General features: G+C 55.5%; 30 protein-coding genes and 1 tRNA gene. 17 read left to right on the top strand and 14 right to left on the bottom strand.

Annotated features, from left to right (window positions below; translation table 11 throughout):
• Window positions 1-100: 100 nt before the first annotated feature.
• Window positions 101-1,303 carry a DHH family phosphoesterase gene (locus tag ACQ4N7_RS01235; protein WP_430710058.1) on the bottom strand — a complete coding sequence of 401 codons (1,203 nt, stop codon included), beginning with the start codon at window positions 1,301-1,303 and terminating at the stop codon, window positions 101-103.
• Between the two features lie 260 nt (window positions 1,304-1,563).
• Complete coding sequence (locus ACQ4N7_RS01230; RefSeq protein ID WP_430709797.1) at window positions 1,564-2,064, bottom strand: HNH endonuclease; 501 nt, start codon at window positions 2,062-2,064, stop codon at window positions 1,564-1,566.
• Window positions 2,065-2,271: 207 nt separating this feature from the next.
• Here ACQ4N7_RS01230 and alr point away from each other — a divergent pair, with 207 nt between their 5' ends.
• A complete protein-coding gene (gene alr / locus ACQ4N7_RS01225) occupies window positions 2,272-3,477 on the top strand; it encodes an alanine racemase (protein WP_430709796.1) in 1,206 nt (401 codons plus the stop codon).
• 31 nt (window positions 3,478-3,508) lie between these two features.
• On the opposite strand, the gene ACQ4N7_RS01220 is transcribed toward alr, so the two are convergent.
• A complete protein-coding gene (locus tag ACQ4N7_RS01220; protein WP_430709795.1) occupies window positions 3,509-4,042 on the bottom strand; it encodes a peroxiredoxin family protein in 534 nt (177 codons plus the stop codon).
• A gap of 323 nt (window positions 4,043-4,365) precedes the next feature.
• A complete protein-coding gene (locus ACQ4N7_RS01215) occupies window positions 4,366-4,971 on the bottom strand; it encodes a peroxiredoxin (protein WP_430709794.1) in 606 nt (201 codons plus the stop codon).
• A gap of 241 nt (window positions 4,972-5,212) precedes the next feature.
• Between ACQ4N7_RS01215 and ACQ4N7_RS01210 the strand changes: the two genes are divergently transcribed.
• The 12 genes from ACQ4N7_RS01210 (at window position 5,213) to ACQ4N7_RS01155 (ending at window position 13,147) form a co-directional block, all read left to right on the top strand.
• Window positions 5,213-5,539, top strand: a complete 327-nt coding sequence (locus ACQ4N7_RS01210; RefSeq protein WP_430709793.1) for a hypothetical protein — start codon at window positions 5,213-5,215, stop codon at window positions 5,537-5,539.
• 25 nt (window positions 5,540-5,564) lie between these two features.
• The gene (locus ACQ4N7_RS01205; protein WP_430709792.1) at window positions 5,565-6,158 is read left to right on the top strand and encodes a hypothetical protein; all 594 of its coding nucleotides are present in this window, start codon (window positions 5,565-5,567) and stop codon (window positions 6,156-6,158) included.
• A 2-nt stretch (window positions 6,159-6,160) separates the two neighbouring features.
• A complete protein-coding gene (locus tag ACQ4N7_RS01200; protein ID WP_430709791.1) occupies window positions 6,161-8,191 on the top strand; it encodes a hypothetical protein in 2,031 nt (676 codons plus the stop codon).
• Window positions 8,178-8,993 carry a hypothetical protein gene (locus ACQ4N7_RS01195; RefSeq protein ID WP_430709790.1) on the top strand — a complete coding sequence of 272 codons (816 nt, stop codon included), beginning with the start codon at window positions 8,178-8,180 and terminating at the stop codon, window positions 8,991-8,993. The genes ACQ4N7_RS01200 and ACQ4N7_RS01195 overlap by 14 nt, the downstream gene beginning before the upstream one ends.
• 119 nt (window positions 8,994-9,112) lie before the next feature.
• Window positions 9,113-9,700 carry a hypothetical protein gene (locus tag ACQ4N7_RS01190; protein ID WP_430709789.1) on the top strand — a complete coding sequence of 196 codons (588 nt, stop codon included), beginning with the start codon at window positions 9,113-9,115 and terminating at the stop codon, window positions 9,698-9,700.
• 77 nt (window positions 9,701-9,777) lie between these two features.
• Entirely contained in the window at window positions 9,778-10,026 is a 249-nt protein-coding gene (locus ACQ4N7_RS01185) for a hypothetical protein (protein WP_430709788.1), read from the top strand.
• On the top strand, window positions 10,014-10,523 hold the full coding sequence (locus ACQ4N7_RS01180; RefSeq protein ID WP_430709787.1) for a hypothetical protein: 510 nt from the start codon (window positions 10,014-10,016) through the stop codon (window positions 10,521-10,523). The genes ACQ4N7_RS01185 and ACQ4N7_RS01180 overlap by 13 nt, the downstream gene beginning before the upstream one ends.
• 2 nt (window positions 10,524-10,525) lie before the next feature.
• Entirely contained in the window at window positions 10,526-10,972 is a 447-nt protein-coding gene (locus ACQ4N7_RS01175; protein ID WP_430709786.1) for a hypothetical protein, read from the top strand.
• A gap of 58 nt (window positions 10,973-11,030) precedes the next feature.
• Window positions 11,031-11,801 carry a hypothetical protein gene (locus tag ACQ4N7_RS01170; protein ID WP_430709785.1) on the top strand — a complete coding sequence of 257 codons (771 nt, stop codon included), beginning with the start codon at window positions 11,031-11,033 and terminating at the stop codon, window positions 11,799-11,801.
• On the top strand, window positions 11,798-12,208 hold the full coding sequence (locus ACQ4N7_RS01165) for a hypothetical protein (protein ID WP_430709784.1): 411 nt from the start codon (window positions 11,798-11,800) through the stop codon (window positions 12,206-12,208). Before ACQ4N7_RS01170 ends, ACQ4N7_RS01165 begins: the two co-directional genes overlap by 4 nt.
• Window positions 12,201-12,809, top strand: coding sequence for an FHA domain-containing protein (locus tag ACQ4N7_RS01160; protein WP_430709783.1), 609 nt, complete (start codon window positions 12,201-12,203; stop codon window positions 12,807-12,809). Before ACQ4N7_RS01165 ends, ACQ4N7_RS01160 begins: the two co-directional genes overlap by 8 nt.
• 71 nt (window positions 12,810-12,880) lie before the next feature.
• Window positions 12,881-13,147, top strand: a complete 267-nt coding sequence (locus tag ACQ4N7_RS01155; protein WP_430709782.1) for a hypothetical protein — start codon at window positions 12,881-12,883, stop codon at window positions 13,145-13,147.
• Between the two features lie 315 nt (window positions 13,148-13,462).
• Here ACQ4N7_RS01155 and ACQ4N7_RS01150 read toward each other — a convergent pair whose 3' ends face one another.
• From ACQ4N7_RS01150 to ACQ4N7_RS01130, 5 genes are all read right to left on the bottom strand, one after another.
• Window positions 13,463-13,693 carry a hypothetical protein gene (locus ACQ4N7_RS01150; protein ID WP_430709781.1) on the bottom strand — a complete coding sequence of 77 codons (231 nt, stop codon included), beginning with the start codon at window positions 13,691-13,693 and terminating at the stop codon, window positions 13,463-13,465.
• The gene (locus ACQ4N7_RS01145) at window positions 13,693-14,067 is read right to left on the bottom strand and encodes a hypothetical protein (RefSeq protein ID WP_430709780.1); all 375 of its coding nucleotides are present in this window, start codon (window positions 14,065-14,067) and stop codon (window positions 13,693-13,695) included. The genes ACQ4N7_RS01150 and ACQ4N7_RS01145 overlap by 1 nt, the downstream gene beginning before the upstream one ends.
• 171 nt (window positions 14,068-14,238) lie before the next feature.
• Window positions 14,239-14,484 carry a hypothetical protein gene (locus ACQ4N7_RS01140; RefSeq protein WP_430709779.1) on the bottom strand — a complete coding sequence of 82 codons (246 nt, stop codon included), beginning with the start codon at window positions 14,482-14,484 and terminating at the stop codon, window positions 14,239-14,241.
• Complete coding sequence (locus tag ACQ4N7_RS01135) at window positions 14,474-14,689, bottom strand: hypothetical protein (RefSeq protein ID WP_430709778.1); 216 nt, start codon at window positions 14,687-14,689, stop codon at window positions 14,474-14,476. Before ACQ4N7_RS01135 ends, ACQ4N7_RS01140 begins: the two co-directional genes overlap by 11 nt.
• A gap of 69 nt (window positions 14,690-14,758) precedes the next feature.
• A complete protein-coding gene (locus ACQ4N7_RS01130) occupies window positions 14,759-14,983 on the bottom strand; it encodes a helix-turn-helix transcriptional regulator (protein ID WP_430709777.1) in 225 nt (74 codons plus the stop codon).
• A 243-nt stretch (window positions 14,984-15,226) separates the two neighbouring features.
• On the opposite strand from ACQ4N7_RS01130, the gene ACQ4N7_RS01125 reads away from it, so the two are divergent.
• The 4 genes from ACQ4N7_RS01125 to ACQ4N7_RS01110 all read left to right on the top strand — a co-directional run bounded on the left by ACQ4N7_RS01125 (window position 15,227) and on the right by ACQ4N7_RS01110 (window position 17,571).
• On the top strand, window positions 15,227-15,595 hold the full coding sequence (locus ACQ4N7_RS01125) for a hypothetical protein (protein ID WP_430709776.1): 369 nt from the start codon (window positions 15,227-15,229) through the stop codon (window positions 15,593-15,595).
• A gap of 63 nt (window positions 15,596-15,658) precedes the next feature.
• Complete coding sequence (locus ACQ4N7_RS01120) at window positions 15,659-17,080, top strand: hypothetical protein (RefSeq protein WP_430709775.1); 1,422 nt, start codon at window positions 15,659-15,661, stop codon at window positions 17,078-17,080.
• Entirely contained in the window at window positions 17,073-17,360 is a 288-nt protein-coding gene (locus tag ACQ4N7_RS01115; RefSeq protein WP_430709774.1) for a hypothetical protein, read from the top strand. Before ACQ4N7_RS01120 ends, ACQ4N7_RS01115 begins: the two co-directional genes overlap by 8 nt.
• Window positions 17,353-17,571, top strand: a complete 219-nt coding sequence (locus ACQ4N7_RS01110; RefSeq protein WP_430709773.1) for a DNA-binding protein — start codon at window positions 17,353-17,355, stop codon at window positions 17,569-17,571. The genes ACQ4N7_RS01115 and ACQ4N7_RS01110 overlap by 8 nt, the downstream gene beginning before the upstream one ends.
• Before the next feature lie 337 nt (window positions 17,572-17,908).
• Here the strand turns inward: ACQ4N7_RS01110 and ACQ4N7_RS01105 are convergent, their stop codons facing one another.
• The 5 genes from ACQ4N7_RS01105 to gshA all read right to left on the bottom strand — a co-directional run bounded on the left by ACQ4N7_RS01105 (window position 17,909) and on the right by gshA (window position 24,300).
• Complete coding sequence (locus ACQ4N7_RS01105; RefSeq protein WP_430709772.1) at window positions 17,909-19,006, bottom strand: site-specific integrase; 1,098 nt, start codon at window positions 19,004-19,006, stop codon at window positions 17,909-17,911.
• Between the two features lie 134 nt (window positions 19,007-19,140).
• A tRNA-Met gene (locus ACQ4N7_RS01100) sits at window positions 19,141-19,212 on the bottom strand.
• Between the two features lie 193 nt (window positions 19,213-19,405).
• Window positions 19,406-21,493 carry a peptidoglycan DD-metalloendopeptidase family protein gene (locus tag ACQ4N7_RS01095; RefSeq protein WP_430709771.1) on the bottom strand — a complete coding sequence of 696 codons (2,088 nt, stop codon included), beginning with the start codon at window positions 21,491-21,493 and terminating at the stop codon, window positions 19,406-19,408.
• Window positions 21,494-22,436: 943 nt separating this feature from the next.
• Window positions 22,437-22,916 (bottom strand): tRNA (cytidine(34)-2'-O)-methyltransferase, encoded by a 480-nt coding sequence (locus tag ACQ4N7_RS01090; RefSeq protein WP_430709770.1) that lies wholly within the window; start codon window positions 22,914-22,916, stop codon window positions 22,437-22,439.
• A 232-nt stretch (window positions 22,917-23,148) separates the two neighbouring features.
• Window positions 23,149-24,300 carry a glutamate--cysteine ligase gene (gshA, locus tag ACQ4N7_RS01085; RefSeq protein ID WP_430709769.1) on the bottom strand — a complete coding sequence of 384 codons (1,152 nt, stop codon included), beginning with the start codon at window positions 24,298-24,300 and terminating at the stop codon, window positions 23,149-23,151.
• Window positions 24,301-24,402 lie beyond the last annotated feature (102 nt).

The raw sequence follows: 24,402 nt of genomic DNA, 5'->3' as shown, positions 1-24,402 counted from the left end.
CACAATTAGGCGTAAGCAGCCCAGGACTTGTTGCCTGAGCTGCTTACGTTTTGAACAGTATTGGCCAAAGCGCTTAATCAGCAAAACCCAGCCAAAGCCTCTAGTCGGTGTTGATCATGCCTTCTTCGGGGTTGACCAGCCGCCAGAGCTTCTGCTTAATCTGGGTATCAAACACCTCCCACTTGAGGCGGTTGTACTCAGAGTTTTCGTAGAAGCCCGACAAAAAGCCCACCGGAATTTCAAACCCGCCCGCCATCGATCGCCCGCCGCCAAAGAAGCGGCCCTCGCTGTCCTGGCCAAAGGCTTCTTTGATAAATTCGTCGGGGTCGAGGGTAATTTTGCTGGTGCGCAGCGAGCCAATCACCACCTCGCGCTCTTCGTCTTCGTCGTGGACAATGCCGTAGACCACGGCGGTATGCACGTTCTCTTCGGTGACCAAAAAGTCAGCCGCTTGGGGAATGGCGTCGCGATCGTCGTAGCGCAGGTAGCCCACCCCGGCGATCGACACATTGTTTTGCACCTTGCGGTTGCGCAGCGATCGCTCGATCACATCCATCACCCGCTTTGAGCGCGAGGCCTGCAGTACCGCGCTGAGCAGCTGGCCGTCGTAAAACTGGCTCAGATAGGCCGCCGCCATGAAGTCGCTGGCTCCGGCATGCATGAGCTGGTTGGTGTCGGCCCGCAGGCCGTGCATGAGGGCGGTGGCACACTTGGCGTGCTTGCTGTTGTTGCGATCGAGGTTGAGCAGCCCCTGCTGCAGGTACTGGGTCAAAATTGTCGCCGTCGCTCGAATGTGGGGCCGCAGGTCTACGTACTCGGCATCGAGCTTAGACTGGGGAGCATGGTGGTCAATCACCAACACCAGGGGCAGCCCGGCCTCCCGGATGTGCTCGTAGAGCTGGCTGGTGGTGCCCTGGTTGTCGACCAGCACCAGCCCCTGGTAGTCGGCCAGGTGAGAGCTGTCGGCGGCATTTAACCAGCGGCGAGCGGGCAGGCCCGTCAGGCGCACCAGGGCAATATTTTCCTGGTGACTCAGGGTGCCAGCGTAGACAATGTCGCATTCAATTTTGTAGTTGGCCGCAATGAGCTTATAGGCCCAAGCCGACGACAGCGCATCGGGGTCAGGAAAATCTTGCAGCAGCACTAAATGCCGATCTTCTCGATGGGCCTCTAACAAGCGGCGTACCGCCTTTACCGGATCGTCAGAATCGCTGTCTGAATCGGGCCTGGGCACTAAAGAAATAGCGCTGTTGCCGTTGGGCAGAGCCTCCTCTAAAACCTCGGAGTCGGAGTTAAACGTCATCATAGACATTATCCTGTGTGACAGCGCACCTGGTACTTAACTGATTTAATGTCCTCACCCTAGAGCCAAAGACACACCTAGACAGACCGCGTTAGCGCCGCGGTCAGGACTGTTCTCTAAACGAAGCGCCCTACCCAAGCATCACTCCCTAGAGAGTCAACAGCGCTGTAGCTCTATGCTTATTATTACAATTTGCCGCAGAACGGACAGTTCAATCACAACCAAAGCCCGATTTCAGCCTTAAGGCATAAGTTAAGCCCCTAGGAAATGCCAATGACATACTTTTTCCATTCCTGGTGTACGCCGCTATGGATTTGGCGGGTAACTTCAAAGTAGAGACTGCTGTGGGGCTTACGGGGCTGGCTAAACAGCGGCATATTGGCCTCTCGAGGAGTACGGTTGCCCTTTTTGACGTTGCAGCGCACGCAAGCTGTTACCATATTTTCCCAGGTATCACCGCCACCCCGCGATCGCGGCACCACGTGGTCGAGGGTCAAGCCATCGCCGCTGTAGCCGCAGTACTGACAGGTGTGATTGTCGCGCTGCAGCAGATTACGACGGGTGAGGGGAATGTCTTTGTAGGGCACCCGCACGTAGTGGCGCAGGCGAATGACCGTTGGCAGCGGAAAGTTAGCATAGACCAACTTGCCGTTATGCTCAACCCGTTCGGCCTTACCCTTGATGACAAGAACAACAGCCCGACGCCAGCTCGTAATATTGAGCGGTTCATAGGAGGCATTGAGCACCAGAACCTTACTCATTCTTTTGCGTAGTAAATGGCTAAAGAATATTAGACCGATGGTAGCACAGAAGCTAAATGAGGCGTTTGGCCCTGATACACTGCCCTGGGGCTAACTCAGGGGTTGGCCGGGCAGCATCTGGCGCTATGATGGGTCGCTAGCACCCCAAGGCCCAAAGCAATCCCCCAGAAAAAGCCCCAAAAAGCCTACGGTGAAGGAGGAGTGACGATGCTGAGTTGGGAACAAACCCCAAGCCTGGCCCCCAGCCTAGAACCCATGCGCTGCTGTCGGGCCTGGGTTGAGGTTAACCTGGCCGCGCTGCGGCACAACGTGCGCCAGCTGAGGGGCATACTGCCTGCCGCCACCCAGCTGATGGCGGTCGTCAAGGCCGATGCCTACGGCCACGGGGCCGTCACCGTCGCTCAGACGGCGCTTCAGGCCGGAGCCGCCTGGCTGGGGGTAGCCACCGTTCCCGAGGGCATTGAGCTGCGGGCGGCAGGCGTTCAAGCGCCAATTCTAGTCATGGGGGCGGTCAACAGCCCTGAAGAAATGCAGGCGATCGCCCACTGGCGGCTGCAGCCCACCCTGGTCAACCCCAAGCAGGCGCTGATCTTTTCTGACACACTCTCGGGACTGGCGGCGGCCCGGCCGGTAGGCGTGCACCTCAAAATCGATACTGGCATGACTCGGCTCGGGTTTCCCTGGGCTGATGCCGTCGATTTTGCCCGGTTCGTGCGGCAGCTGCCCCACCTCAAAATTGACAGCCTCTATTCTCATCTGGCCACCGCCGACAGCCCCGACCCAACCATCATGGAGCAGCAGCACCAGCGGTTTAGAGCCGCGCTGGGGCAGCTTCAGCAGCACCAGTTGCTCCCACCGCGGCTGCATTTTGCCAATACAGCGGCCACCCTGGCCGACCCTGCCCTGCACTACGACCTGGTGCGGGTGGGGCTGGGCCTCTACGGCCTTTACCCAGCCCCCCATCTCCAAAATCGGGTTGATTTACAGCCGGTGATGCAGGTTAAAGCTCGCATCACCCATCTCAAAGACGTACCGACAGGTACGGGCATCAGCTACGGCCACCAGTACGTCTGCGATCGCCCCATTCGCGTAGCCGTTGTGGGCATCGGCTACGCCGATGGAGTGCCCCGCGTCCTTTCTAACCGGCTTCAGGTCATGGTCAAAGGCCGCCTGGCCCAGCAAATTGGCGCAATCACCATGGATCAGCTCATGCTGGATGTCAGCCACATCCCCAACCTGCAAGAGGGCGATGTCGTTACCCTGCTTGGTCGCGACGGCAATCACGCCATTGGCCCCGACGATTGGGCCGCTATGGCCAGCACTATCAGCTGGGAAATTCTTTGCGGGTTTAAGCACCGCCTGCCGCGCATTGCCGTCGAGCAACCCCTGGCCGCGACCACTGTGCCAAGCTAAACGCTGTCCCTGTCCGGCTCAGCAGAATGACCTACAGCTGCTCCAGCGCTGCCAGCAGAGCATCAGGCAGGGCCACCGGGTGCAGCAGCGAAAATAGATGACCGTAGCGCAGTCGCCCCTGGGCATCGAGCAAAAACTGGGCTGGCAGCGGTGCGCCCAGAGCCTGCCCCGTCTTGTAAGCCCGAAAAACGTCTCCCGCCGGGTCACTGAGCAGAGGTAGGCTCAGACTGAGGTCATCTATTACAGCCTGGGTTTGGCGCTGGGGCTGGGGGCTAATCGCCAGCACTTCAGCCCCAGCATTGCGGAACTGAGCATAGGTTTCGTTGACAGCCACCAGGTGGGCATAGCGCTGAGGGCTGTAGGCGATCGCTGCGGCAATGCGGCAAAACACCAGCACCACAGGCTGTTTGCCCCGCCAATTGGCCAACCGTACGGTGCGCCCGTGGGTCACATCCCAGAGGGCAAAGTCAGGCGGAATCTGGCCCAGAGGCAGCTCCAGACGCGGCGGCAAAGGCAGCCAATAGCGCCATCCAGCCGAGGTTGTCGATGGCGGAGCAGTTAGCATACAAGTTCTCCCAAACTACGCCAAAACCTTCTAGGACTTGACCAAGCTGATACTGACAGGAGCCAGCCGCTCTAGGTGCAGGGTTCAAATTATAAGGCCCAGGGCTCGCCTTAAACCTGAAACCTTAAACCATATATCCACTGACCCGTCATCATGAGCTTGGCTGACTACTAAAAGCAAGGGGATCTAGAAGCCATACTGGCATAGCCTGCTCTAAAGCGATGGCCCTGCGCCAATGCGCTACCCGGTTGACCTACCCGGTTGACCAAGCACAGTAGCCTTTAGGCTAAGCGCGGTAACCCGCGATACCCATTGCAGCGCGGCTAAACCTCGGCAAAAAACTCTCGCGACTTGACAGGGTCGGGGGTCATGGTTTTGTCGCCGGGCTGCCAATCGACGGGGCAGACCTCGTCGGGGTTCGTCTGTACATGCTGAATAGCCTGCAAAACCCGCAGGGTTTCATCTACCTTGCGGCCAAAGGCCAGGTTGTTGATGGTTGAGTGCTGCAACACACCATCCCGGTCAATAATAAATAGCCCTCGCAGGGCCACCCCGCTGTCGGGATCAAGCACGTTGTAGGCCGCGCTGATGTCTTTCTTGATGTCGGACACCAGGGGGTAGTTGAGATCGCCTACACCGCCCATCTTGCGCTCGGTCTGAATCCAGGCCAGGTGAGCAAACTCACTGTCAACCGAGATACCCAAGATCTCGGCGTTGAGGGCCTCAAATTCGCTGTAGCGATCGCTAAAGGCAGCAATCTCAGTTGGGCACACGAAGGTAAAGTCGAGGGGGTAAAAAAACAGCACGACATATCTACCCCGGTACTCAGACAGCTTAACAATCTTAAAATCCTGACCGACTACGGCGGTGGCGCTGAAGTCAGGGGCCATTTGACCGACCCGCAAACAGCCGTCTCTCGTATCAGTCATGAACTTACCCCCTCAAGGAGCGGTAAAAATAAAATGGCTCAGGCGTGATTTGAACACGCGACCAAGGGCTTATGAGTCCCCTGGCATCGCTCCCAAGGGCTAAGTATAGCAGTGGTTGTGCAGCCTGTGTGCTCACTTACGCCTAATTTCAGGCCTATTATCTTTCGTTTGTCTCCGGCCAGTGGGGGCAGAATTGAGGTGTCGATCGATAATCCGCAATTCAGTTCTAAAGGGATTTTCAATGCCTGCTGCAACTCTGTCTCAAGTCTTCGGCGCAAACGCTTCTATCAGCTCTGGAACGCTAACAGTATCGCTGGCTGATTTCACCGACGTTGGTTTAACACCAACCAGCACCAGCCCCACCGAAATTCTCACGGCCATCTTATTAAAACTCAAAGCCAATACCCCAACAGATGCAGCCACAAACGATAAAGACTGGGGCATTACCATAGGCGATCCATTCATTTCTGTTGTTCGAGACAATGAGCAATTAGACACACAGTATCCAGTGAGCATCTATCGACCGTTTGCCAACCCAACCTTAGACCCCGATGACGTAATTGGGTAAGCAATGTTCTTGGCAAGGTTAGTAAATGACTGCTCAATATACCTATCGAGCTTACTGGAGAGAGCAAGGTGATTCTGAATGGAATACCGTCACATCCAACCAACCAATTAGTTGGCAACAACAAATAATTCCAGGTTCAGGCAATCCCCAGGCGGGCGGCGACTTTTCAAAGTACGGTGGTGTTACCATCTCAGGCTTTTCTATCAACAATAATAGAACTATCACTCTCAATGTTCTTAGTTACAGCTTTCGATGGACTTACTCTGACGCCCCAGCGGCTTATCCAAATGGACAGCCTTACTATGGAGGCTATAGTTTAATCGGAATTGATTGCATTGGAAACACTGTAATGATTCCAGAGTTGCGCAGCATAACTTACTACGAGAATGGCTCTATTTACAGCGATAATAACGCTATCAGTTCGTTGCGATTTATTGGATCAGAGGTTTGCGGGCCTGGGGAAGACTTTCCGGGTGTTGACAAATGCCAAACCACATTTAGTACAGGCTTAGTCGTTACTAGGGAACAGTGTATCGAAGTAACCCTAGAACCGCAGGATGAATGCCCTTGCTGCACAGCTTTATTAGCAAAAGCGTCTGCAATACTTGCTAGGTTATAGAAATGAGCGATTGCGATGAATTGATGGCTAAGCTTAACGCTATTGAGGCAAAACTCAATGGCCTAGACGGCAAGTACATTCCTAAAAGCGAAAAAGCTGCCATTGTCGAAGAAGGGGCACAAAAAGGAAAAGCGTTGGCTACAGCTGCCATTGTGCCATTGCTAGGAGCCTTTGCAACAAAAGGTTTTGTGATAGGTAAAGTCAATCCAGTTGAAGCCTTGGCTAATTTGGCGAATGGAAATGCTTTGTCTGCCAAAATGGAAGCATCTAACGCTCTAGGCCGAGCCATGAGTGCATCATTTAAGGCTGACGATGCCCTTACTCTGGCAAATAGAGTAAGGCGAGCCGTTGACGATTTAGCCGTTGACTTAGCTCAAAAATTCAATACCATCGTGAAGTTCATTCGCAAGGTCGAGAGCAGATTAGAACAAGTTTTTGATAAAGCATTAGAAGCCTTGCAAATTAGTAAATATGCTAGGGGTTTAGCAAAAGAAGCGCTCGACAAAATTTTTATGGTTTTGGGTCGCCTCTTTTTAATTCTAGATTTAATTGAGACAATATTTAGCCTCTTAAACGCCATTGATTTACGGCGACGGATGGCTAATCTAGAGCGACGAGTTGGACTGGTTGAAGCTGACATTACTCGGATGCTCACAATTTTGCAGCGGTTGGTTAACCAGATTGGCGGCATTGAGAGCTTAGCCAATCAGGCAAAATCCATCGCGCAGCAGGCCCAGGCGGCAGCTCAGCGAGCACAATCAGCAGCTAATGAAGCACGGCAGATCGGTCAATCAGCCCTCACCCAGGCGGCAACGGCGATCACCAAAGCAGTAGCCGCCGCTGCCGCCGCCACATTGGCCCAGGGCGTAGCTCAGCAGGCACTGGGCAAAGCTGGACAGGCATTAGCCCGAGCTGGTCAAGCTGGTCGAGCTGGGCCGAGAGGATTGCAAGGTCCAGCAGGCCCGAGAGGATTGCAGGGCATTGCTGGCCGCAACGGGCTGAACGGTCGCAATGGCCTAAACGGTCGCAATGGGGTAAATGGGCAGCGTGGGCGGCAAGGATTGCAGGGGATAAGAGGCCAGCAAGGGCTGAGAGGCCCAGCAGGCAAGAACGGGTTAGATGGTAAAAACGTCGCAGTAGGGGCTCAGCAAGTGGATAATGCTTTACTCAGGAGAATTCTGGCTAATACTGAGCAGATAAAAGGGACTCAGATTGGCCATTTTGCCACTAGTGTTAAAACAAGTACGGTGGTAGTTCAAACCAGGGCTTATCTCAACACTATGCAAGCGTTTGCGGCTAAAGCCTGGGAAGCAACCAGAATTCAAAAAGCCATTAATGCCCTAACTTTAATTACCAGCGTTCACAATGCCTATTATCTTTCGCGTGATGTAGGGGCAACGCTGGGTGAAATGATTAGCCTATTGCTCGATACTGTTGGTATTGATGATGAGCAGGGCAATCCTCTAGACATAAATACTATGATTGGCAGCAAAGTGAAAAGCGCTGTCAACGCTGCACTAGGTGAAAAGCTGGCTACAAACATTAGCAACGCTTTAACTAAAGCTAGTCGCATCTATCAGAGTGCTAGCAACGTTATTTGGTCACTGCGAAACCTGCAAGACTCAACCACTGACCTACTCGAAATCGCGGCCAACAACACCGGGAAGATTGGCAACGCGCTGAGGCTTAGCCGGGTAGTAGATGCTTTGAGCTACCCCATGTTTAGCGAAAACTACAAAGCGGGCGACGCGACCCGCCGCAAAATGCAACGGGTAATCGACGGCCTGGAGCAAGCCGACGATACGATCGGCACTCTTTACGCAGCTGTGGCTGGGGTGAGAGAGATACAGGAGGAAGTAACGGAGCTAGGGCAAGCTAAAGATCGGCTAGTTGAGGAAGTCGCCACGCTGGCCCCCCGAACAGATGTGCCTGAGAATGAGCCGGTGCTGACGGCCTCTACAGAGGCGGCTGAAGCTTCCCAGGCCCCCGATGCAGACCCTATCGACTTGGAACCCGCAAATGGCACTACCTGAAAATTTCAGCCCTTGTGAGCACCTTCAAGACACGGTTAAACGTTGGTACAACCGCGAAATTGCAGAGCATTTTTCTGACTTGGGGCCAACCGATGACCTCACAATCCCCCGCAGCTCTCTGCGGGTAGCCTGTCGCCATGAGGAACGAGATAGCCTTCCGATGACTTTGCTTAGAGTGCTGCTGTTTGAAATCACTGCCCGGCATTCGTCATCGTTACACCCGGCAATGTTCGGTATTCCTATCGACTCTTTTGAATCTCAGATTATTTATAAACCTCAAATCAAACTATTTTTTGCAGAGCCATCTGACGAGGTTGTCGATGGATTCCCTAGGGTTGAAGGTGAAGTTACTTTTAGAATAGCTAACGAAACCACAAACACTATGACAATGGCCAGGGCGCAACAATTAGCCCAAAGAATCCGCTCTGTTTTTGCTACTCCTCCTTATGTTTGGAAGAAAGGAACGGATAAAGTTGTCTATCAGGACAAAGAAAAAGGTTACGATCTGCGCGTTTTGTGTAGAACAGAAGCAGACGGAAGGGCCTTAATTGAAAACGTTCTAGACATTCAAAACGACTCCCCCGACTGGAGTAATCTAAACATTGTTGAGCCTGTCAATGCAGCAGAGCGATTCCCCTATAACCCTGGCACTAAAATCGTCATGGGTCAAACGGTTCGGAAGCGCCGCCAACGCCCTCGTGTAAACGTGCGCTTTCGGTATGCGACTCTTTCTGTTCACGGCCTACCTAACCCTATAAACTTGGTCGATCTAACTGGGGTGAGAAAAAATCCACTCGTGTAACCTAGGTAAATATTCGGAGAAATTGACCTGGAAAAGTGTACTTGTCCGAGCTTAAAAACTGCCTCAAATGCGGTTAAAACTGTGGAGTGCAACACACCATTACACAGAGGTAGCCACTTATGGCCCGTCGAGTTCCTAGTTACATTTTGGCCGATCGCGCTCAAAAAGCTGCTGCAAGAGAGCAGTACTATGCCAACCGCAATTCAAACCCAGACACCCAAAACACCACTGTTGTAGACCTCCCCAGAATCAACGTTGGCTATCGTTCTTTGCTGATGATGTCGGGCGCAACCCCAGCACCGGCACAAGTGCAACTTCGCACCTCTCAAACCGCCGTCAACTTCTTTGAGGGGCTATCCGAAACCGCCGTCCCCGGCGCTGGAGCTGTGCGATTAGGGCTAGAGTACGTTGCCCTAGATGAATTTCTGCCAGTGACCAATTTCCAGGCAACCAAAATTAAGGCGGTTTTGGGCGGCACCAAGACGGCCAGCTTTACCCCTTGGGGCACCCGAGTCGTTAAGTACACGAAAACGGCTGTAGGCGCAGCCCGCAACAGCTACACGGCACCCCTGAGCGAAAAAACCGGAGCCGTTACCCTGGAAGACCTTCGTACCAGTGCCCAGCTGATTAAAACTGCTGTAGCAGCTGCTCTAGGTGCCAACGGTCGCCTGTGGATCGAGCCAGAGCGCGAGAACTACGTGCTCTAACTGGCAACCACTGCTCAACCACCTGGGGGGCAGCCGCCGCCCTGGCCCCCAGGCCGCACCTTACCTCTCCTACAGCTATGGCCGAAATCCTCATCCCCAAGGGCAACATCAGCGACATGCTAGCCACGCCCTACGTTCACGATCCGAGCCTGCCAGAGCACATACAGAACGTGCTGATGGATGGCATGTGCCTGCGGGCCGTGGCGCTTTCTGAGTACCTGAAGGGCAACCTCACCTATGACGATTACCTGACCGCCCTCGACCAGACCGGCATCGATGCGATCGACTTTCACGAGGGCCTGGAGAACCACGAATGCTGCCTATAGGCAAAACGCTTGATATTGGAGTCGCCGGTAACTGGCAGCTAGAGTGGGCTGGCGTTAAGGTGCCAACTGTTGAGGACAAAGCAACCTACCGCTTTAACCGGCGCTGGCTTCAACCCTTTGACATTCCCGTGCTGATCGACTCGTCGGTGATTGCTATCAAATGCAGCATGGCAAAGGCCCCGCCAACCTGGAATAGTGCGGGCACTCTACTAAGGGTTGTCGATTTCCCTAAGGATGACTTGACGATTGAAGATGACTTTCCGGGCATTCCTATTGCTGTTTTAGACAAGCGTTACATACGGCTAAATTCGGATTTTGAAATCCTCATTTTCAATCAATCTAGTGAAACTCTAAAACTATCGTTTATTCCTAAGCCCTGGCTAACCAGTCTTGGAGTAGTAGTCTACTCCTATTCTGGGGCAGTGGGAGATGAAGTCTTAGACCAGCTCGACGCTACGAGAGTTAAGCTTGAAGCCATTGATGCAAAATTAGGTTAGCTATGCCAGAGGCTAGAACAGTTCAGATTATTACCACCTTTAGAACTGGGGTTCCGTCTCTGACTGACCTATACCAACCGGGCACCCTTGCGACTCCAGATTTTACCGGGGGCCGATGGGCAGGCAAAATCATTCAGCTTCAAATCTTCACCGATAATCGGGCGATAAATGGCATTGCCTTTTCGATGGAAGATGAAAGCGGTTCGGAATATGAATTATTGGAGAACGTGCGCATATCGAAACAGATTAGCCCGGTTAATGTTTTGCCGTTGTTAGGCTTTGAAAAGGGACTCTATATGAGTGCCGATAGTGTAATGAAGGCACGGGTTGTTTACCCTCAAAATGTGCAGGATAGCTTCATAACGATTGTCGGCTTTGCCGTTGAGACTAAGGACGATGCCGCCATCTCCGACCTGATTATTGATGGGGGGGTGTATGACGGAGCATAAGATAATCGTCCGTCGCACCCTGGGCAGTGGGCCTCCGCCTGACTTGCAATTTGGGGAGATGGCCTACAGCGAAGCAGACCAGGCATTCTATGTAGGCCGACCGGAGCCAGAGCCGCCGACAACTTTTTTGCCTGTGAACAGCGACCAATCAGCAGCGATTGACGCCCTCGCCGCTGACATTGCCAGCCTCGACAGCAGCCAAACGATCCAGGACATCGCCATTGCCGCCATTGAGGCAGACGAGAGCGCTCAAAACACGGCGATCGCCGCTCTGTCTGCTGCCAGCTCAGGCCATACAGACGCAATTGCTACCCTCCAAACCAGGCCGACAGCTTTTACCTACGATCAGCAGGCGGAGCCATCGTCGCCAGCGGCTGGAGCAACGTGGCGCGAGCGCAGTGCTGGGGGGCTAATCGTTGAAACTTGGCAGTGGGATGGCACCTACTGGGAGAAGCCCGCAACTGAATTTGTCACGCTTTTTAATTGGGCAACGCAAATATCTGCCACGACGGGCACGTACGGCAACCCTATGGGTTTTGCCTACAAGTTGTTAGGGCATAGGCTCAACTGTGCTTTAGCAAGCGCCCCACAATCAGGGAATGATTACTGGGAGTTTTTCGGCTTAAATGGTGGCCTGATTTTTGACAGCAGAAATTTGGCAGGGCTGACAACAACCGCCGTAAACACGTATGTATCAATGCTTGAGACGCCTTCGATCCATGCTGCTGGGGATTTGCCAGGCTCAGCTATGAGAGCACTAAGGCAAGGATCGGCAGGGGTAATCAGGAGAGGCGGGTTAATAGCTTTATACCGGCGAATACGGGCATGAAAATCTCTGTTAGGGGCTGCATCTTTGATGTGATCGAGGGGCAGCCCGATTTTGCCTCTCAGTTTCCAAATAGCCAGGCGACTCAAGACGCGCTGCAAGCGGCCTACGATGCTGGCGACTGGGAGCCCTACGAGCCGCCCCAGGCCGAGCCGGAGCTGCTGCCCCCCGACTGGCCCGCCTTCCGCCTGGCCCTGCTTCAGTCAGAATCGTTTAGAACGTGGTCAGAGACTCTACCGGCGACCTGGCGGGAAGATCTAAAGATGGCGGCGCTGGTGGCCAATGCAGAGGCGCTACAAGCGACCTATAACCACTGCAAAACTTTGAATCTACCAGGCCATGTGGCCGCGTCAGGGTGGCAGCAGATAGCGACTGAGCACCGAATACCCGTGAAGTTTTCTAATGCCTGAGCAGCCCACTACTCACCGGCTCACCCTCCACTTTGTAGAGGGGTTTGGCGATCCTGTCTGGGAAAAGCTCGACTACGAGCTTCAGGCCCCAGAGCAGGAAACCGGGGAGTGGATTCTAGGCCGCAGCCCTACGGCCCAGCTCACGCTTAATCTGCGCACGATTAGCGCTCGCCATGCGGTGATCAGCTACTCCTACGCCAACGATTGCTGGTCGATTAGCGACCTGGGCAGCGAAAACGGCACGTACCTGAATGGCAAGCGGGTTGCACCGCCCAAGCGGCCTCAACCCATAACGATAGGAGACCGCATTGACCTGGGGCCGCGGGCCAGGATACAGGTAGTAGAGAATGCTCAAGACACGGTGCCAGAGCATGAGCTGGGGCCGCCGACAGTGGCGAGCACTACGCCGATCGACCATCGGCCAGCTGCTGACCCACCAGCACCGGCACCAGCACCAGCACCGCGAACCTATGCCGACTCGCTCTATTACGCTGTCGAGTGGGTTTTCTCGGGCCGAACAACGGCGGGCAAGGTGTACCGGGTAGTGGTGGCCGCGAGCGTGGTGGCCTTGGCCGTGGTGGTGATGGAAGTGGTGAAATAATCAGCCAAATGGCTTACTGATGAGCCTGCACACGGCGGGAATTATTGAGGGGTAAATCTGCAGCCCGGTACATGGCCACACCTAACCCCAACCAACCGCCGCCGCCGCCGCCGTGCGTGGGTTCTAAGCTCAACCCGGCCTACATTATTCCTTTGCCTAAAAGGCCAGCGACCCCGGTACACATTCCCTTGTGGGAGATAGCCCGGCTTGATAAGTACACGGGCAACAGGGCCGCGTCTGAGCGCCTGGTGAGGGCCGTATCTGTCGCCAACCCGACCCGTGATGCTAAATGGTGTGCAGACAAGGCCATTCACGATTTAGAGCGCGATCGGCATTAAAAAACCCCCGGTTTCTCAGCCGGGGGTTACTGGTGTTGGCTAAGGAGCCGAGTCATCGTCTAAGCTGTTGCCTGCTTTGGGGCTTCTCTCCAGCGGAGATACCCCTTCTCTTGCAGGTGAGTTAACCGCGAGTAGTAAGGCCGTGGATCTTTGAGATTTAGACGAGCTAAAATCTCAGACCGCATAACCCGCTTACCAGGAATTAGAAGTTCCTTGATAACTCGATATGTCTCAGCTTGAACTGAGGTGCAAGGGCCAAAGTCAGGGGCGTCCCCCTTTAGAAATTGGATTTCGATGTTCATCGTTTCCACCTAGCTAGAGTGGCCACCAGCCGCTAGGCCGGTTGTCGTTATAGTAATCTTCCGTTTCCTGCTCTGTCGAGCAGTGAACGTCATCATCACGCTGTTCGACCTTATGATCGACCTCTTTGTCTCCAAAGTCGTCCCAGACAGAGCGAGGGTCAACGCCTTCCCTACAATGGTTATTGAGGTAGTCGCGCTCCTCATCGTCGATAGTGTCATCGGTTCCCCAAAAAGGCCAGGGCATTACCTTCTCTCCTCATAGTGGTAACCAACGGCCATAGGGCCATCGTTGCGAATGACCAGCCAGCGATCGCCGTACTGGTAGTAGTCATAGGGGCCGCTAAAGTGCAGCGGGAAACCTAGCAGAGTCGTCATCGCTTCATGGTCTTGCGGCCAGGCCAGCGACTCTACAGTTAGGGCCTGTTGGTCGTTTACCGTGCCGTCTATGCCGTAGGGATGCGCGCCAGGGGCAAACTCCCCCGGCAACGTTCCCCGCTCGGGGGCGGCGACGGGCTCCATGCAGGCGTTGAGCAGGGCCGAGAGAATGAGCAGGCCCACGAGCAGATTCAGGCTTGAGAGGCCGTTTACCTGGGCCATTAGATAGGGTTTGTACCGCACTAATCGCCCTCCTTCTTTTTGTTCCACGGAAGGGGAGTGTCTTTGTTGGACCAGCTTTCGCGGTCATGCCAGCCTTTGCCGTCGCAGCCGGAGCAAGGCCACTTTTTAAGGCCACCGCCTTTGAGGATTTCGGCTATCTTGCCGGTGCCGTGGCACATGTTGCAGCCATGTCTAGGCATCGCCTTCGCCCTCCCGACTGTGAGGCACAACGTCTTCGATCGAGATGTTGCCGTCGTAGTCCACATCGGCGTAGACGGTTGCAGAATCAGTGCTCACAACGGTTCGCAGCGTTTGAGCATCAACGCCTTGGTAGGTTGCCTGGGTAGCGCCGGTTTCTGCTTTGACGACCTTCTCAAACTCTTTTGCTTCGTCTGGGGTGTCCATGTCGTGTCGACGGCCTTTGAATTCATGCAGCATCGGCTTCGCCCTCCCACACGAGCTGGAATAGATAGCCGCGCATCATCTTGCGTAGGCTGCTGATATGGACCTCGGCCAGGGCGCGACTGCCACAGGCCCCCACGGGCACCCATTGATAGCCTCTGAACATGTAGATCTGCCAGGGCTCGCATGGGCGAACGGATTCGGCCCCCGTGGCGGGGGCTGTGCAATTGGGTAGCATCATAGTGTCGCTGTACTAAGTGAACAGTGGACAGGCGCGGGGGTGAGCTTTGGACGGCGACCCCCGTGTTTGCTATGTCGTTTTGTGAATCTCCTCAAAATCAGAGGCTAAATCTTCTGGCCCGCATTGCATCAGTCGACACAACTCCACAACTTGACGGAGAGTCAAGCGCGGTTCGTGCGTACCAGCTTCCCAGAGCTGAATCGCCCTGGTAGACAGACCAATTGAATTTGCCACCTCAGCCTGAGTGAGATTGAGGGCCTTGCGTCTTTTCACAAACGGGTGACCTTTAGACATTTTGCGAAGTCCACTACGTCGAAGTGGACTTCGTGTAGAATACTGTAGCGAAGTCCACTTCGTATTTGCAATAGCCAGGTGAGGGGGCGCGGCCAAGCATTCCCCTCACTTGGTTGCCCAATTATCCCCACAACACGTGACAGACCTGTGATTCAGCCAATTTCAGACAAATCTTGAGCACAAAAAAACGGCGATGGCCCGATGGGGCGATCGCCGTTGTCGTTACTACCTAAAGGCTATGCCATGAAAACCACGCACGTAGAGTTCTCAGCTCTCTTCAACCTGGGCGACTACAGCAACGAGAAGATCGGCTTCAGAGTCCAGTTAGAGGAAGGCGACGACATAGCTCAAGTCGTTGAGCACCTGAGAGATAAAGCCGTTTCGCTCTCTGCCGGGGAAGGCCAAGCGAGGGAGTTTTATAACCGCCTCTACAGCAACCAGCGCGAGCTGAGAGAGCTGGAGAGGAAGATTGCTGAAGCTACCGACCAGTGGAACCAGGTTGCTCAGTTCCTCAGAACCCAGGGCATTAACCCCCAAGCTCCTAACCTTCCATCGCTGCCAGCGTTGACCCCAGGCCAGCCGGACGAGGCAGACGCTGAACTCGTTTTCTAAAAAAACGGCGATCGCCTTCTGAGGGGGCGATCGCCGTTTTCCGTCATCTACTTAGAGAACTTTATGGAACCCCTCCCAAAAAGCCCCCTTGGCCAGAGATTGTGTGAGCTGTTCAGCTACCGCTGGAACTGGCTCGAAGCTTCGTTAGAAGATAGCGCCACAACCACTAAATGGTCAACCAACTCAAAGTATCCCATCAAGCCTAGAAGCCTTTGGACACGCTATCAAGACGCCTCTCAGGTCATCGGTGTCCGGTTTGGGTCGAACACTAAATATGGCCTGATCGACATCGATGCCAACAGTCCCTACATCGACCAGCTCGACCTGGTGCGAGAAGCCCTGGAGACCATCGGCATTGTGAGGACGATCACTATCCGCAGCAGCTGGAGCGGTGGCGTTCACCTCTACTGCCCCCTGCCCAAAGCCTACCCCACCTTCAGCGTGGCATGTGCCCTCACCATGGCCCTTGAGGCCCAGGGCATCCACATTGCCGGTGGCCAGTGCGAGGTCTTCCCCAACATGAAGGCCTACACCAAGTTTTGGCTGGGGGAGTTCAGCAACTACAACGGCCACCGGCTACCCCTGCAACCCGCCGCCGGCAGCTGCATCCTCACCGACGACTGCCAGCCCATGAACGGAGCCTACGACCTGGCCCGTTTTTTTGCCCTATGGGATAACGCTCTACTGCACCAAGACCGAGACGCATTCGAGCAGGCCCTCGTGGTGGCCCGCCGCAACCGCCGCCGTCGGCAGCGTGCCACCGGCCCGGTCGAGAGCTGGCGCAACGACCTGGAGGGGGTGATAGCCGAAGGGTGGACAGGTGCAGGGCAAACCAACCAGCTCCTAAAAGAGTTTGCCTGCTATGGCCGCGTCTTCGAGGGGCTCAGCGGCGTTGAGCTGGCCGAGTACGTCGAGCGCATCGCCACCACCCGACCCGGCTACGAGCGCTGGTGCAGCCACCAGCATGAGATATGGCGCAGAGCCTGCGTGTGGGCCAGGGCTGCTGAGAACTACTACTGGCCGTTGGGCAGTGAGCCACTGCGAGAAAGGCGATCGCTGGTGGACGTCGCCCAGGAGCGCGCCAGCGATGCCCGTGCCCGCATCGCTGAGGCAATCCGCTCCGTTCGGTTTGCTGGCCTCAGCATTCGCGAGCTGGTCAGCAGCCTGTGTACCTATGCCCGGTGCAGTGCCACCACACTCTACAAAAACCGCGATCTCTGGCATCCAGAGCAGGTCACGGAGTGCGATCGCACATCAGAACCTGTAACAGCCCAGCCAGAGGGCGATCGCGCCTCTATGAGCGCTATCCTGGCGCAGGTCAGGGAAAGCCTCGAAAGTGCTGATTTAGCGCCTGTTACACGTCTTTGGGGGGAGAATGAAACGTGTAGCCTGATTTCCTCCGATTTAAAAAACTTATCTCCGGGGGGGAAAGAGGGGGGTGCAGGGGGGAGAGAGGGGTTATCAACAGGGGGCAGCTATGCGTGAACGCCCCATCCTTCGTAAAAATCGCGGCCCCCAGCAGGCGACGGCCACCCCCGCCAGCACCGGCGGCGAATACTTGGGCGATTTGATAGCTCAGGCCGATGTCCTCCGGCTGGAGCTGGGCTACCAGCGCTGGGCAGATCTAAAGCCCATGTGTGGTGGCGAAGACCCCAGGACACTAAATCGGCGGGGCCTGGTGCAGCTGATCGGCCAGCTTGGCCTTCAAAAGCGGCAGCGGCAGCTAACCATCTTTGATGTGCTGGAGGGCCAGGGCCATGACTAAGCTCAACAGCAATTGGGTTACCACCGGCGCGGCCTGCTCAGCCCTGGGCATCAGCGACAAGCAACTGTGGCGGCTGCGCGATGAACTGTTCACGCAGGGAACCCATTACCGAAACATCGCCCGGCCCCAGGCGGCGCGACCAACCTACCGCTGGCATCTAGCCAGGATAGAAAAGCTGTTAAACGTCCCTCAGGAAAACAGGGGGGCGTAGCAGATGACTTACGATCCTGAGTGGGAGTACACAGGCGATCATTGCCCTAAATGCGGCGGGGCAATTCGCACCCAATCCTGTGACACCTGTGGTGGAGAGGGCGAAACTGACCTCTATGAAGAAGATCCCATTAACTTCTCTCCCGGAGAAACAGAGTACTGCGAAGACTGCTCTGGAATGGGGTATCTGGAATGGTGCCCAAACTGCGGTGACATTTCTGAGGACACTTGCCCTACTTGCGATGGATCCGGCTGCGTTCGACATCCAGAGTGTAGTCGATTTGAGACTAGCTACATTACCTGCCCAGATTGCGATGGCGATCGCACTATTGTCAGGATTACGCCATTCCCGATGGCGGTTGAGGCCGATCGGCCCTCGCCATCAGCACCCGATAGGCGCGATCGTGAACCTCCTCACTGATCCATCGGTGGTAGGTGTCGCAATGCACCTTGACCGAGTGCCCCATCTGCTGCGCGGCCAGCTCCACCGGCAGGCCAAACTCTAGCGATCGCACCGCCCAGGCGTGGCGCAAATCGTAGGGGTTAAACGGCACCGCATAGCGCTCAAAGGCCCGCGTCACCCGGTGGCCCAGAGCACTGTTGTTCGCGCCCGTGCAGGGGGGCAACTGGGGACAGTTGAGCCCAAACTGCTCGACCCACTCCGGGTACAGTGGGTAGACCCGGTGAAAGTCGGTCTTGCTGCCGTCGAGCACCAGCAGCACCGGCATCTTTGAGAAGTCGAGATAGAACAGCTCATGATTCCTGAGGCCATAAGCAGCCATCAGCCCATAGGCACACTGCCAGGCCGGGTTCGGTATGGTGGCCCAGGTCTCCGCTATCAGCCCGTCAGGCGGCACCTCTCGCACCTCTGTCGTGGTAGTCGAGTAGTGGCCCTTGAGGGACCTAAAATCGGCCTCTAGGCCTGCGAACGTAGCCAGCCGCCCCAGACAGTCACACACCCGCTTTCGAGTCCGGCTGTCGGGCCTGGTGGCCTCTATGGTGGCCCGCAGCAGATCCACCGTCAGCACCGCCCCTTGGGGCAGCTTGCCGAAGGCCTTCATGTAGTCATCGCGCCAGGTTGTCTCTGTCTTGGCCGACCGCTGGCGACGGGTAAAGTAGTCACGCTCGAAGGCTGTAATCCAATCAGCAACGGTGCGGCTCTCGCCGGTGGCCCCGTAATCGGCCCAATCAAACTCTCTCGCCTCCAGCAGCAGCCCTACGCGCTTGGCTTCAACCTCTGCCAGCTTCAACCCGGCAGGGTTGGCATGGTGGCCCAGAAACAGCCGCTGCTGATATGGCCCTATCTTTGAGCTGCCCGGCCTGGGTGGCAACGTGGCTCGTAGACAAAGCCGCTTCCCGGCCAGCTCGATCGCCACGCCTACCTTGCCGGTGCGAAGGCGACTGTTCGCCTGCTTCAATCTGCCCTGAAAATCCATACGCCTAAAATCTGGCCTAAAAGCCACGGGGGGTTAGGGAGGGTTAGGGAGTATCAGGGAGGGTTAACAAAACGTAAACCGCCCAGAACTCCCTGACTGTAGGGGTTCTGAGCGGTTTGCAGACATTAAAAAGATGGCTCAGGCGTGATTTGAACACGCGACCAAGGGCTTATGAGTCCCCTGCTCTACCACTGAGCTACTGAGCCGTGGCACATGTTTTTGCCAACCAAAGCTGCGCTTTACTAGTCAGCCAACAGTTAATGAATCTATCACAAAACAGGCAACATACCAAGTCATTGACCGCAATTTTGCTGTGACCTCAGCTAGGGCAAAATTCTGCCGACACTGAAGGCAAGCCAATAAAACTATCGGCTCGCCTTCAGCTCATAGAATCATCATCTAGCGGCTTGGCAGATAGGCCATGGGGTTGACCGCTCCACTGTTGGCTGGGTGAATCTCAAAGTGAAGGTGAGGCCCGGTGCTATAACCAGTACTCCCCATTTCAGAAATTTGCTGACCCTGGCTGACCTGCTGACCTTCGCGCACCAGCAAGCGGCTGTTGTGGGCATAGCGGGTCATGCTGCCATCGGCATGGCGGATGTCCACCAGGTTGCCGTAGCCACCAGAGTTCCACCCCGATCGCACAACCACCCCTGAAGCCGCCGCAACAACCGGCGTACCAACCGGCCCGGCAATGTCAATACCCCGGTGCATGCGACCCCAGCGCCAGCCATAGCCTGAAGTGAATACACCCTGGGTAGGCCAAACAAACCCGTTAGATATACTGGGTGCCTCAGGCAAAAACTGGTCAGCCCCCGGCATCATTGGCATGTTAGGCGTAACAGTCTGCCCCACGGGCAGGTTGGGCGCAACCCGGTAGGCATCAGCCCCTAGGGGTGCCGCAGCCAGCAGCTGACTGGGAATAGCCTCACTCTCTGGCCGCACAGTATCTACCTGCGCAGGTTGCTCGGCAGCTGCGCTAGCGGGTTCAAGCACCGTACCAAGGGCAGCAACAGTCTGAGACTCATCCTTAGCAGCGTCAGTAACTGTCCACTGAGTTTCGGTAGTTTGAGCACCCTCTCTCACCGCCAGAGCTGTAGCACTAGCGGATTCAGCACCGCCAATCGCTGGCACAGCCGAAGCTGTAGGCTGGGGCGCGTGATACTCAAGCGATACCCTTGCCGGAGCAGTTGCACTGGTGCGGCTCCGCTCCAGCTCTTGGCGAGCCTCACGAATACGAGCATTTAGCTCATCGCGATCGACTAGGGCGCTGTTAGATTCACGAATGCGAGCCAGGTGATTGCGAATAGCCTGCTCACGAGTTACGGGGGCAGCCGCTAGCTCGTTTGCTGATGCGCTAGGTAGTTCAGTAGCCTCAGCCGCCTCAGCAGGGGCTGAGGCTACTGGAACGCTGATGCTATCGCCAACCAGCAGAGATTCAGGGCTGTCTACAGTACTGTTATGGCTGAGCAGCTCATCTAGGGTGACACCGTTGCTCGATGCAACTGACCAAAGCGTATCGCCTGGTTTTACCTGGTAGGAGCGCAGCGCACTAGCGTCAGTAACGACCTCTGCACTTGGCGATCGCAGAGGTAGTGCCGCCATAGCAACATCTTTCTTGCCGCTTGTGACCCGAGCAGCGACGGTGTCAGGCAGAGGGGCCGGTTGAGAATGAACTACCGATACCTCGTCGCCATCGTGAAGAGGCAGGCTGGTCTGAAACGAGTCAGCCTGGGCAGATTGAGCAGCGGGTACGGCACTGGCCTGAACTGTCTGCTGACTGTCGGCGGATGCACCTTGGGCATCAGCGACCACCCAAGCTTGACCTGGCTCAGATGCCACAGACTCAGGGGCAAGGGTCTCAGAGGCTACCAGCTCAGGAGCGCTAGAGGCAGTACCGACGGTCGCAGTCGTTTCGACAGGCTCGGCTGCATCATCGGCAACAGCATCCCCCAACGCGAGATCTTCAGAAAGCTCACCCTCCTCGTCTAGGGACAGAGCCTGATCCAGTTCCCAAACCTGATTGAGTTCATCTACCGAAGGAATGTTGTCATCGGGCAGCAAGCCGTTAACAGCCGCTAAATCACCGCCAACACCCCCAGCTACTCCAGTTCGAAGGGCCAAGCGAGAGGTGGCAGTGGCAGAAGTCAGATTATCCATGCCAACGGACGGCACCCGAATAACCTGTCCAACTCGCAATTTGTCATCGGCAGCAATACCGTTGGCCGCCTTAATGGCCTGAACATCGGCCTCGTGCTGTGCCGCAATTTTCCAGAGGCTCTCGCCAGGTTCAACTTTGTGATAAGCCGACGAATTAACCGCTTGGGCCGGCACCAGCTTGGGTGCTTTGCCTTGCTCGCCATGGGCGGCAGGTAGAACGGTTAAGTGAGAGCCGTCAGCAGCTAGGGCTAGCTCGGGTTCGGTGAGCAGAGGAGCAGAAGCTCCGAAAGACAGGGCTAGGCCCAGCATGGCTGCCGAGGTTTGCACTCGACGATAACCTCCTGAAGTCTCCGATTGAGTGTCACTCAAACTAGAGGGTAGACAGTCAACTTTAGACTCTTTGGGAACTACGCGTTTCAAGGAACGACCTCCTGTAAACCAGCGCTTAACAGCCCGTAGAACGCCTCACCAACCAGTAGACAGGGAATCATCCAAGGGGCGAAAACCCTGTCTTTCAAAGGCTGTAAGGCAAGCTGTTAGCAGAAGAACAACAACGGATCGACAGATTTACGCCTTGGCTTGGTAACAATAACCCGCTTTGGCAACCTAGGCAAGTTTACATGACTTAACACGAAAATCAATACCCAGACATTCTCTGCCATCTCCCTGAACACTGAGCCCGTGACCGGGAACTTCACGTGCACAACATAAACGTTTAACCCTAAAAAAAAGTATTTGGCAAGCGTATTGCTATGCCCCTGACCGAGAAAATACATCAGCACGAAATGGCATGATATTGAGCGCAAAGCGGCGTTGGCCAAAGATGAATTGCCGCTAAAAAGCACGAAAAGCCCTGGCTTATAGGCTCGATCGAGCTTTTAGCCAAAGGCTTTGTTCGGGTCTTATGGGCAAGGGCAAACCCCGAAACAGGGGTATGCAAGCTAGGCCATATAAATTTCTTATCTCGGCTGCCCCAAATTTGTATCCTCGGCAACCACTTATTTTTTGAGCCGTTTTTCTGCGCCTTATATCGTTAAATAGAGCCCAATTTTGAGAGATAAGCCCTAAAAGTCACTGCTATAACTGGGTTTTAGAGCGCGCCTTTGGCGATACTAAATCGCAGCCAATTCATTACTTTATGGCTATCGACCACTTTAATCTAGGAGCAAAACGTTCCTCAAAAAAACGCCTCGGGTATTGGCACGCTAGCGCTAGGGTAGGCAAGATGGCGATCGCGTTGACCGCGTTGGAGCCCGGCAGTAGGGTAGCTTCAGGTCAGATCAGAATCGGGGTGGGAAGTTCGCAGCTGACGCAGGGCCTCAAACAGCGCCACAGCAGCACTAACGGATAGGTTGAGGCTGCGAACAATGCTGCGATCCATAGGAATCACGGCGGTTTCATCGCAGCTGGCCAGGATTTGCTTGGGCAACCCCTCAGTTTCACTGCCAAAGAGCAGCCAATCGTCAGGACGATAGACCATATCTGTATAGCTACATCGCCCAGAGGTACTAAAGCCAATGGTTCGTCCCCCCTTTAGACGCTGCTGGGCATGAAAAGTTTCCCAGTCGGGGTGCAGCGTGAGGTCAACCTGGGGCCAGTAGTCTAGGCCAGCCCGCTTGAGGGCGCGATCGCTCAGGTCGAACCCGAGCGGACCAACCAGGTGTAGAGGCGTTGCCGTAGCGGCACAGGTGCGGGCTATGTTGCCCGTATTGGGAGGGATTTGAGGATTGACCAGAACAATGACAGGCATAGGAACCAGAGCTAAAACAGGGAGCCTAACCCGGTGGGCTGAGGCTCATCCATGGCAAGGGAGAAAATGTCTAGGGGATATAGATTTTATTAATACTTCCTTCGGTAATTTCACCCTAGGCGAAAATTGTTTCATAAACGGGAGATCGGGTTCTACCGAAAAAGCTTTCCTTATTGCCCCTATAAGTAATTATTTACCTTTAGCTAGCCCTTTTGGCTAGCTGAAAGGACCCTTAGGCAGCACAAGGCTCGCAGATTTCTTGAGCTAGGAGCGCTTCGGTGGTGGCAACCTCTGCGATCGCCCCCTGCACCACCTGAGCGACCGACTGCCCTGCCCCGTGCTGCCGCAGCCAGCGCTGGGCTTCGTTGCCCTCTCGCAAAATCTTCTTCACCGGGCTGAGGAAGCAGCTAATGCCGTTGGCTTTTGCGATCGGCCAGACCTCCTCATAGAGCTGCTGCACCCACTGCCGAGCCAGGATGGGACGGCCGTCTTGCCAATGGCGCAGCTCAGCATCCAGGCTGTGCCTGGCGACGGCGGCTTCGTTGGCGTCGGTTAGAGCCACCAGGTCGTCATTGCGGCTGTCTACAGGGAACTCACTCATGAGCAACGGATCCAACTCAGGGTTCTGAATCAGCTGAATCAGCCGCGCTTCGAGCAGGGCGGTAACGGCCAGCAGCGCTACTGGGTCGCTAATCAGATCGCAGATGCGCAACTCTAGCCGATTGAGGTTGTAGGGGCGGCGATCGCCGTTGGGCCGCACCGCCGACCACAGGTGGCGCACATTCTGCATGGTGCCTGCGGCTAGCTGCCTCTCCATCCACTGAATGTGGTGGGCGTGGCTGGTAAACAGCGGCACCAGGGCCGGAGTTTTGGGAAACACCTGCCAGCGGCTAGAGTGGGAGCCGGTAACCTGGCCGCCTAAAAACGGCGATGAGGCGGTCAGCGCCAGGTACAGAGGGGCTTCAACTCGCACCAGCCGACAGGCCCGCATCAGCACCTCTGGATCTGAGATGCCGATATTGATGTGGACGCTGGCGGTAACTACGGTAGTGCCGTAGGTCTGCTCGATATAGCTGTGATAGGGGTTGTTGGGGTCAGATCGGTAGAAGCGATCGGTTGACCCCAGGGCCAGGGTGCTGCCGGGCACTAGCGTGAAGTTACCCAAACCTTTCAGGTAGCGACGCAGCTCGTGGCGCGGGCGCACGAGTTCGCACAGCAGTTTTTCGTACTGGCAGAGGGGCGGGGTGGTGTACTCCACATTGCGGCTGTCGGGCTCGCGCACAAAGCCGTTGAGGTCAGCCACAATTCGATCGGAGAGACCGACAATTTCCCCAGCCGGGGTGCCGGTGTACATCTCAATTTCAAACCCTTTAGACAGCAGCACGGCATTCCTCGCTGGAGACAGCACTCTATATATAGTCAGACTCAATCGGCTCTCGATCATCCTATCGACAACCCGGTACCCCTTTACGGCTTTGGAGTACCC

This window comes from Nodosilinea sp. AN01ver1 (assembly GCF_050565655.1).
Taxonomy (GTDB): Bacteria; Cyanobacteriota; Cyanobacteriia; order Phormidesmidales; family Phormidesmidaceae; genus Nodosilinea.
Note: the sequence above shows the minus strand (reverse complement) of the source record. Positions and strands in the feature narration are given on the sequence as shown.

Coding starts and splice junctions, on each gene's coding strand:
- ACQ4N7_RS01110 (WP_430709773.1), top strand. CDS start 17,353: ATGACTAAGCTCAACAGCAATTGGGTTACCACCGGCGCGGCCTGCTCA.
- ACQ4N7_RS01160 (WP_430709783.1), top strand. CDS start 12,201: ATGCCTGAGCAGCCCACTACTCACCGGCTCACCCTCCACTTTGTAGAG.
- ACQ4N7_RS01230 (WP_430709797.1), bottom strand. CDS start 2,064: ATGAGTAAGGTTCTGGTGCTCAATGCCTCCTATGAACCGCTCAATATT.
- ACQ4N7_RS01140 (WP_430709779.1), bottom strand. CDS start 14,484: ATGCTGCATGAATTCAAAGGCCGTCGACACGACATGGACACCCCAGAC.
- ACQ4N7_RS01195 (WP_430709790.1), top strand. CDS start 8,178: ATGGCACTACCTGAAAATTTCAGCCCTTGTGAGCACCTTCAAGACACG.
- ACQ4N7_RS01150 (WP_430709781.1), bottom strand. CDS start 13,693: ATGCCCTGGCCTTTTTGGGGAACCGATGACACTATCGACGATGAGGAG.
- ACQ4N7_RS01105 (WP_430709772.1), bottom strand. CDS start 19,006: ATGGATTTTCAGGGCAGATTGAAGCAGGCGAACAGTCGCCTTCGCACC.
- ACQ4N7_RS01130 (WP_430709777.1), bottom strand. CDS start 14,983: ATGTCTAAAGGTCACCCGTTTGTGAAAAGACGCAAGGCCCTCAATCTC.
- ACQ4N7_RS01135 (WP_430709778.1), bottom strand. CDS start 14,689: ATGATGCTACCCAATTGCACAGCCCCCGCCACGGGGGCCGAATCCGTT.
- ACQ4N7_RS01170 (WP_430709785.1), top strand. CDS start 11,031: ATGGCCTACAGCGAAGCAGACCAGGCATTCTATGTAGGCCGACCGGAG.
- ACQ4N7_RS01185 (WP_430709788.1), top strand. CDS start 9,778: ATGGCCGAAATCCTCATCCCCAAGGGCAACATCAGCGACATGCTAGCC.
- ACQ4N7_RS01190 (WP_430709789.1), top strand. CDS start 9,113: ATGGCCCGTCGAGTTCCTAGTTACATTTTGGCCGATCGCGCTCAAAAA.
- ACQ4N7_RS01165 (WP_430709784.1), top strand. CDS start 11,798: ATGAAAATCTCTGTTAGGGGCTGCATCTTTGATGTGATCGAGGGGCAG.
- ACQ4N7_RS01220 (WP_430709795.1), bottom strand. CDS start 4,042: ATGCTAACTGCTCCGCCATCGACAACCTCGGCTGGATGGCGCTATTGG.
- alr (WP_430709796.1), top strand. CDS start 2,272: ATGCTGAGTTGGGAACAAACCCCAAGCCTGGCCCCCAGCCTAGAACCC.
- ACQ4N7_RS01120 (WP_430709775.1), top strand. CDS start 15,659: ATGGAACCCCTCCCAAAAAGCCCCCTTGGCCAGAGATTGTGTGAGCTG.
- ACQ4N7_RS01175 (WP_430709786.1), top strand. CDS start 10,526: ATGCCAGAGGCTAGAACAGTTCAGATTATTACCACCTTTAGAACTGGG.
- ACQ4N7_RS01205 (WP_430709792.1), top strand. CDS start 5,565: ATGACTGCTCAATATACCTATCGAGCTTACTGGAGAGAGCAAGGTGAT.
- ACQ4N7_RS01180 (WP_430709787.1), top strand. CDS start 10,014: ATGCTGCCTATAGGCAAAACGCTTGATATTGGAGTCGCCGGTAACTGG.
- ACQ4N7_RS01210 (WP_430709793.1), top strand. CDS start 5,213: ATGCCTGCTGCAACTCTGTCTCAAGTCTTCGGCGCAAACGCTTCTATC.
- ACQ4N7_RS01125 (WP_430709776.1), top strand. CDS start 15,227: ATGAAAACCACGCACGTAGAGTTCTCAGCTCTCTTCAACCTGGGCGAC.
- ACQ4N7_RS01235 (WP_430710058.1), bottom strand. CDS start 1,303: ATGACGTTTAACTCCGACTCCGAGGTTTTAGAGGAGGCTCTGCCCAAC.
- ACQ4N7_RS01155 (WP_430709782.1), top strand. CDS start 12,881: ATGGCCACACCTAACCCCAACCAACCGCCGCCGCCGCCGCCGTGCGTG.
- ACQ4N7_RS01115 (WP_430709774.1), top strand. CDS start 17,073: ATGCGTGAACGCCCCATCCTTCGTAAAAATCGCGGCCCCCAGCAGGCG.
- ACQ4N7_RS01090 (WP_430709770.1), bottom strand. CDS start 22,916: ATGCCTGTCATTGTTCTGGTCAATCCTCAAATCCCTCCCAATACGGGC.
- ACQ4N7_RS01200 (WP_430709791.1), top strand. CDS start 6,161: ATGAGCGATTGCGATGAATTGATGGCTAAGCTTAACGCTATTGAGGCA.
- ACQ4N7_RS01215 (WP_430709794.1), bottom strand. CDS start 4,971: ATGACTGATACGAGAGACGGCTGTTTGCGGGTCGGTCAAATGGCCCCT.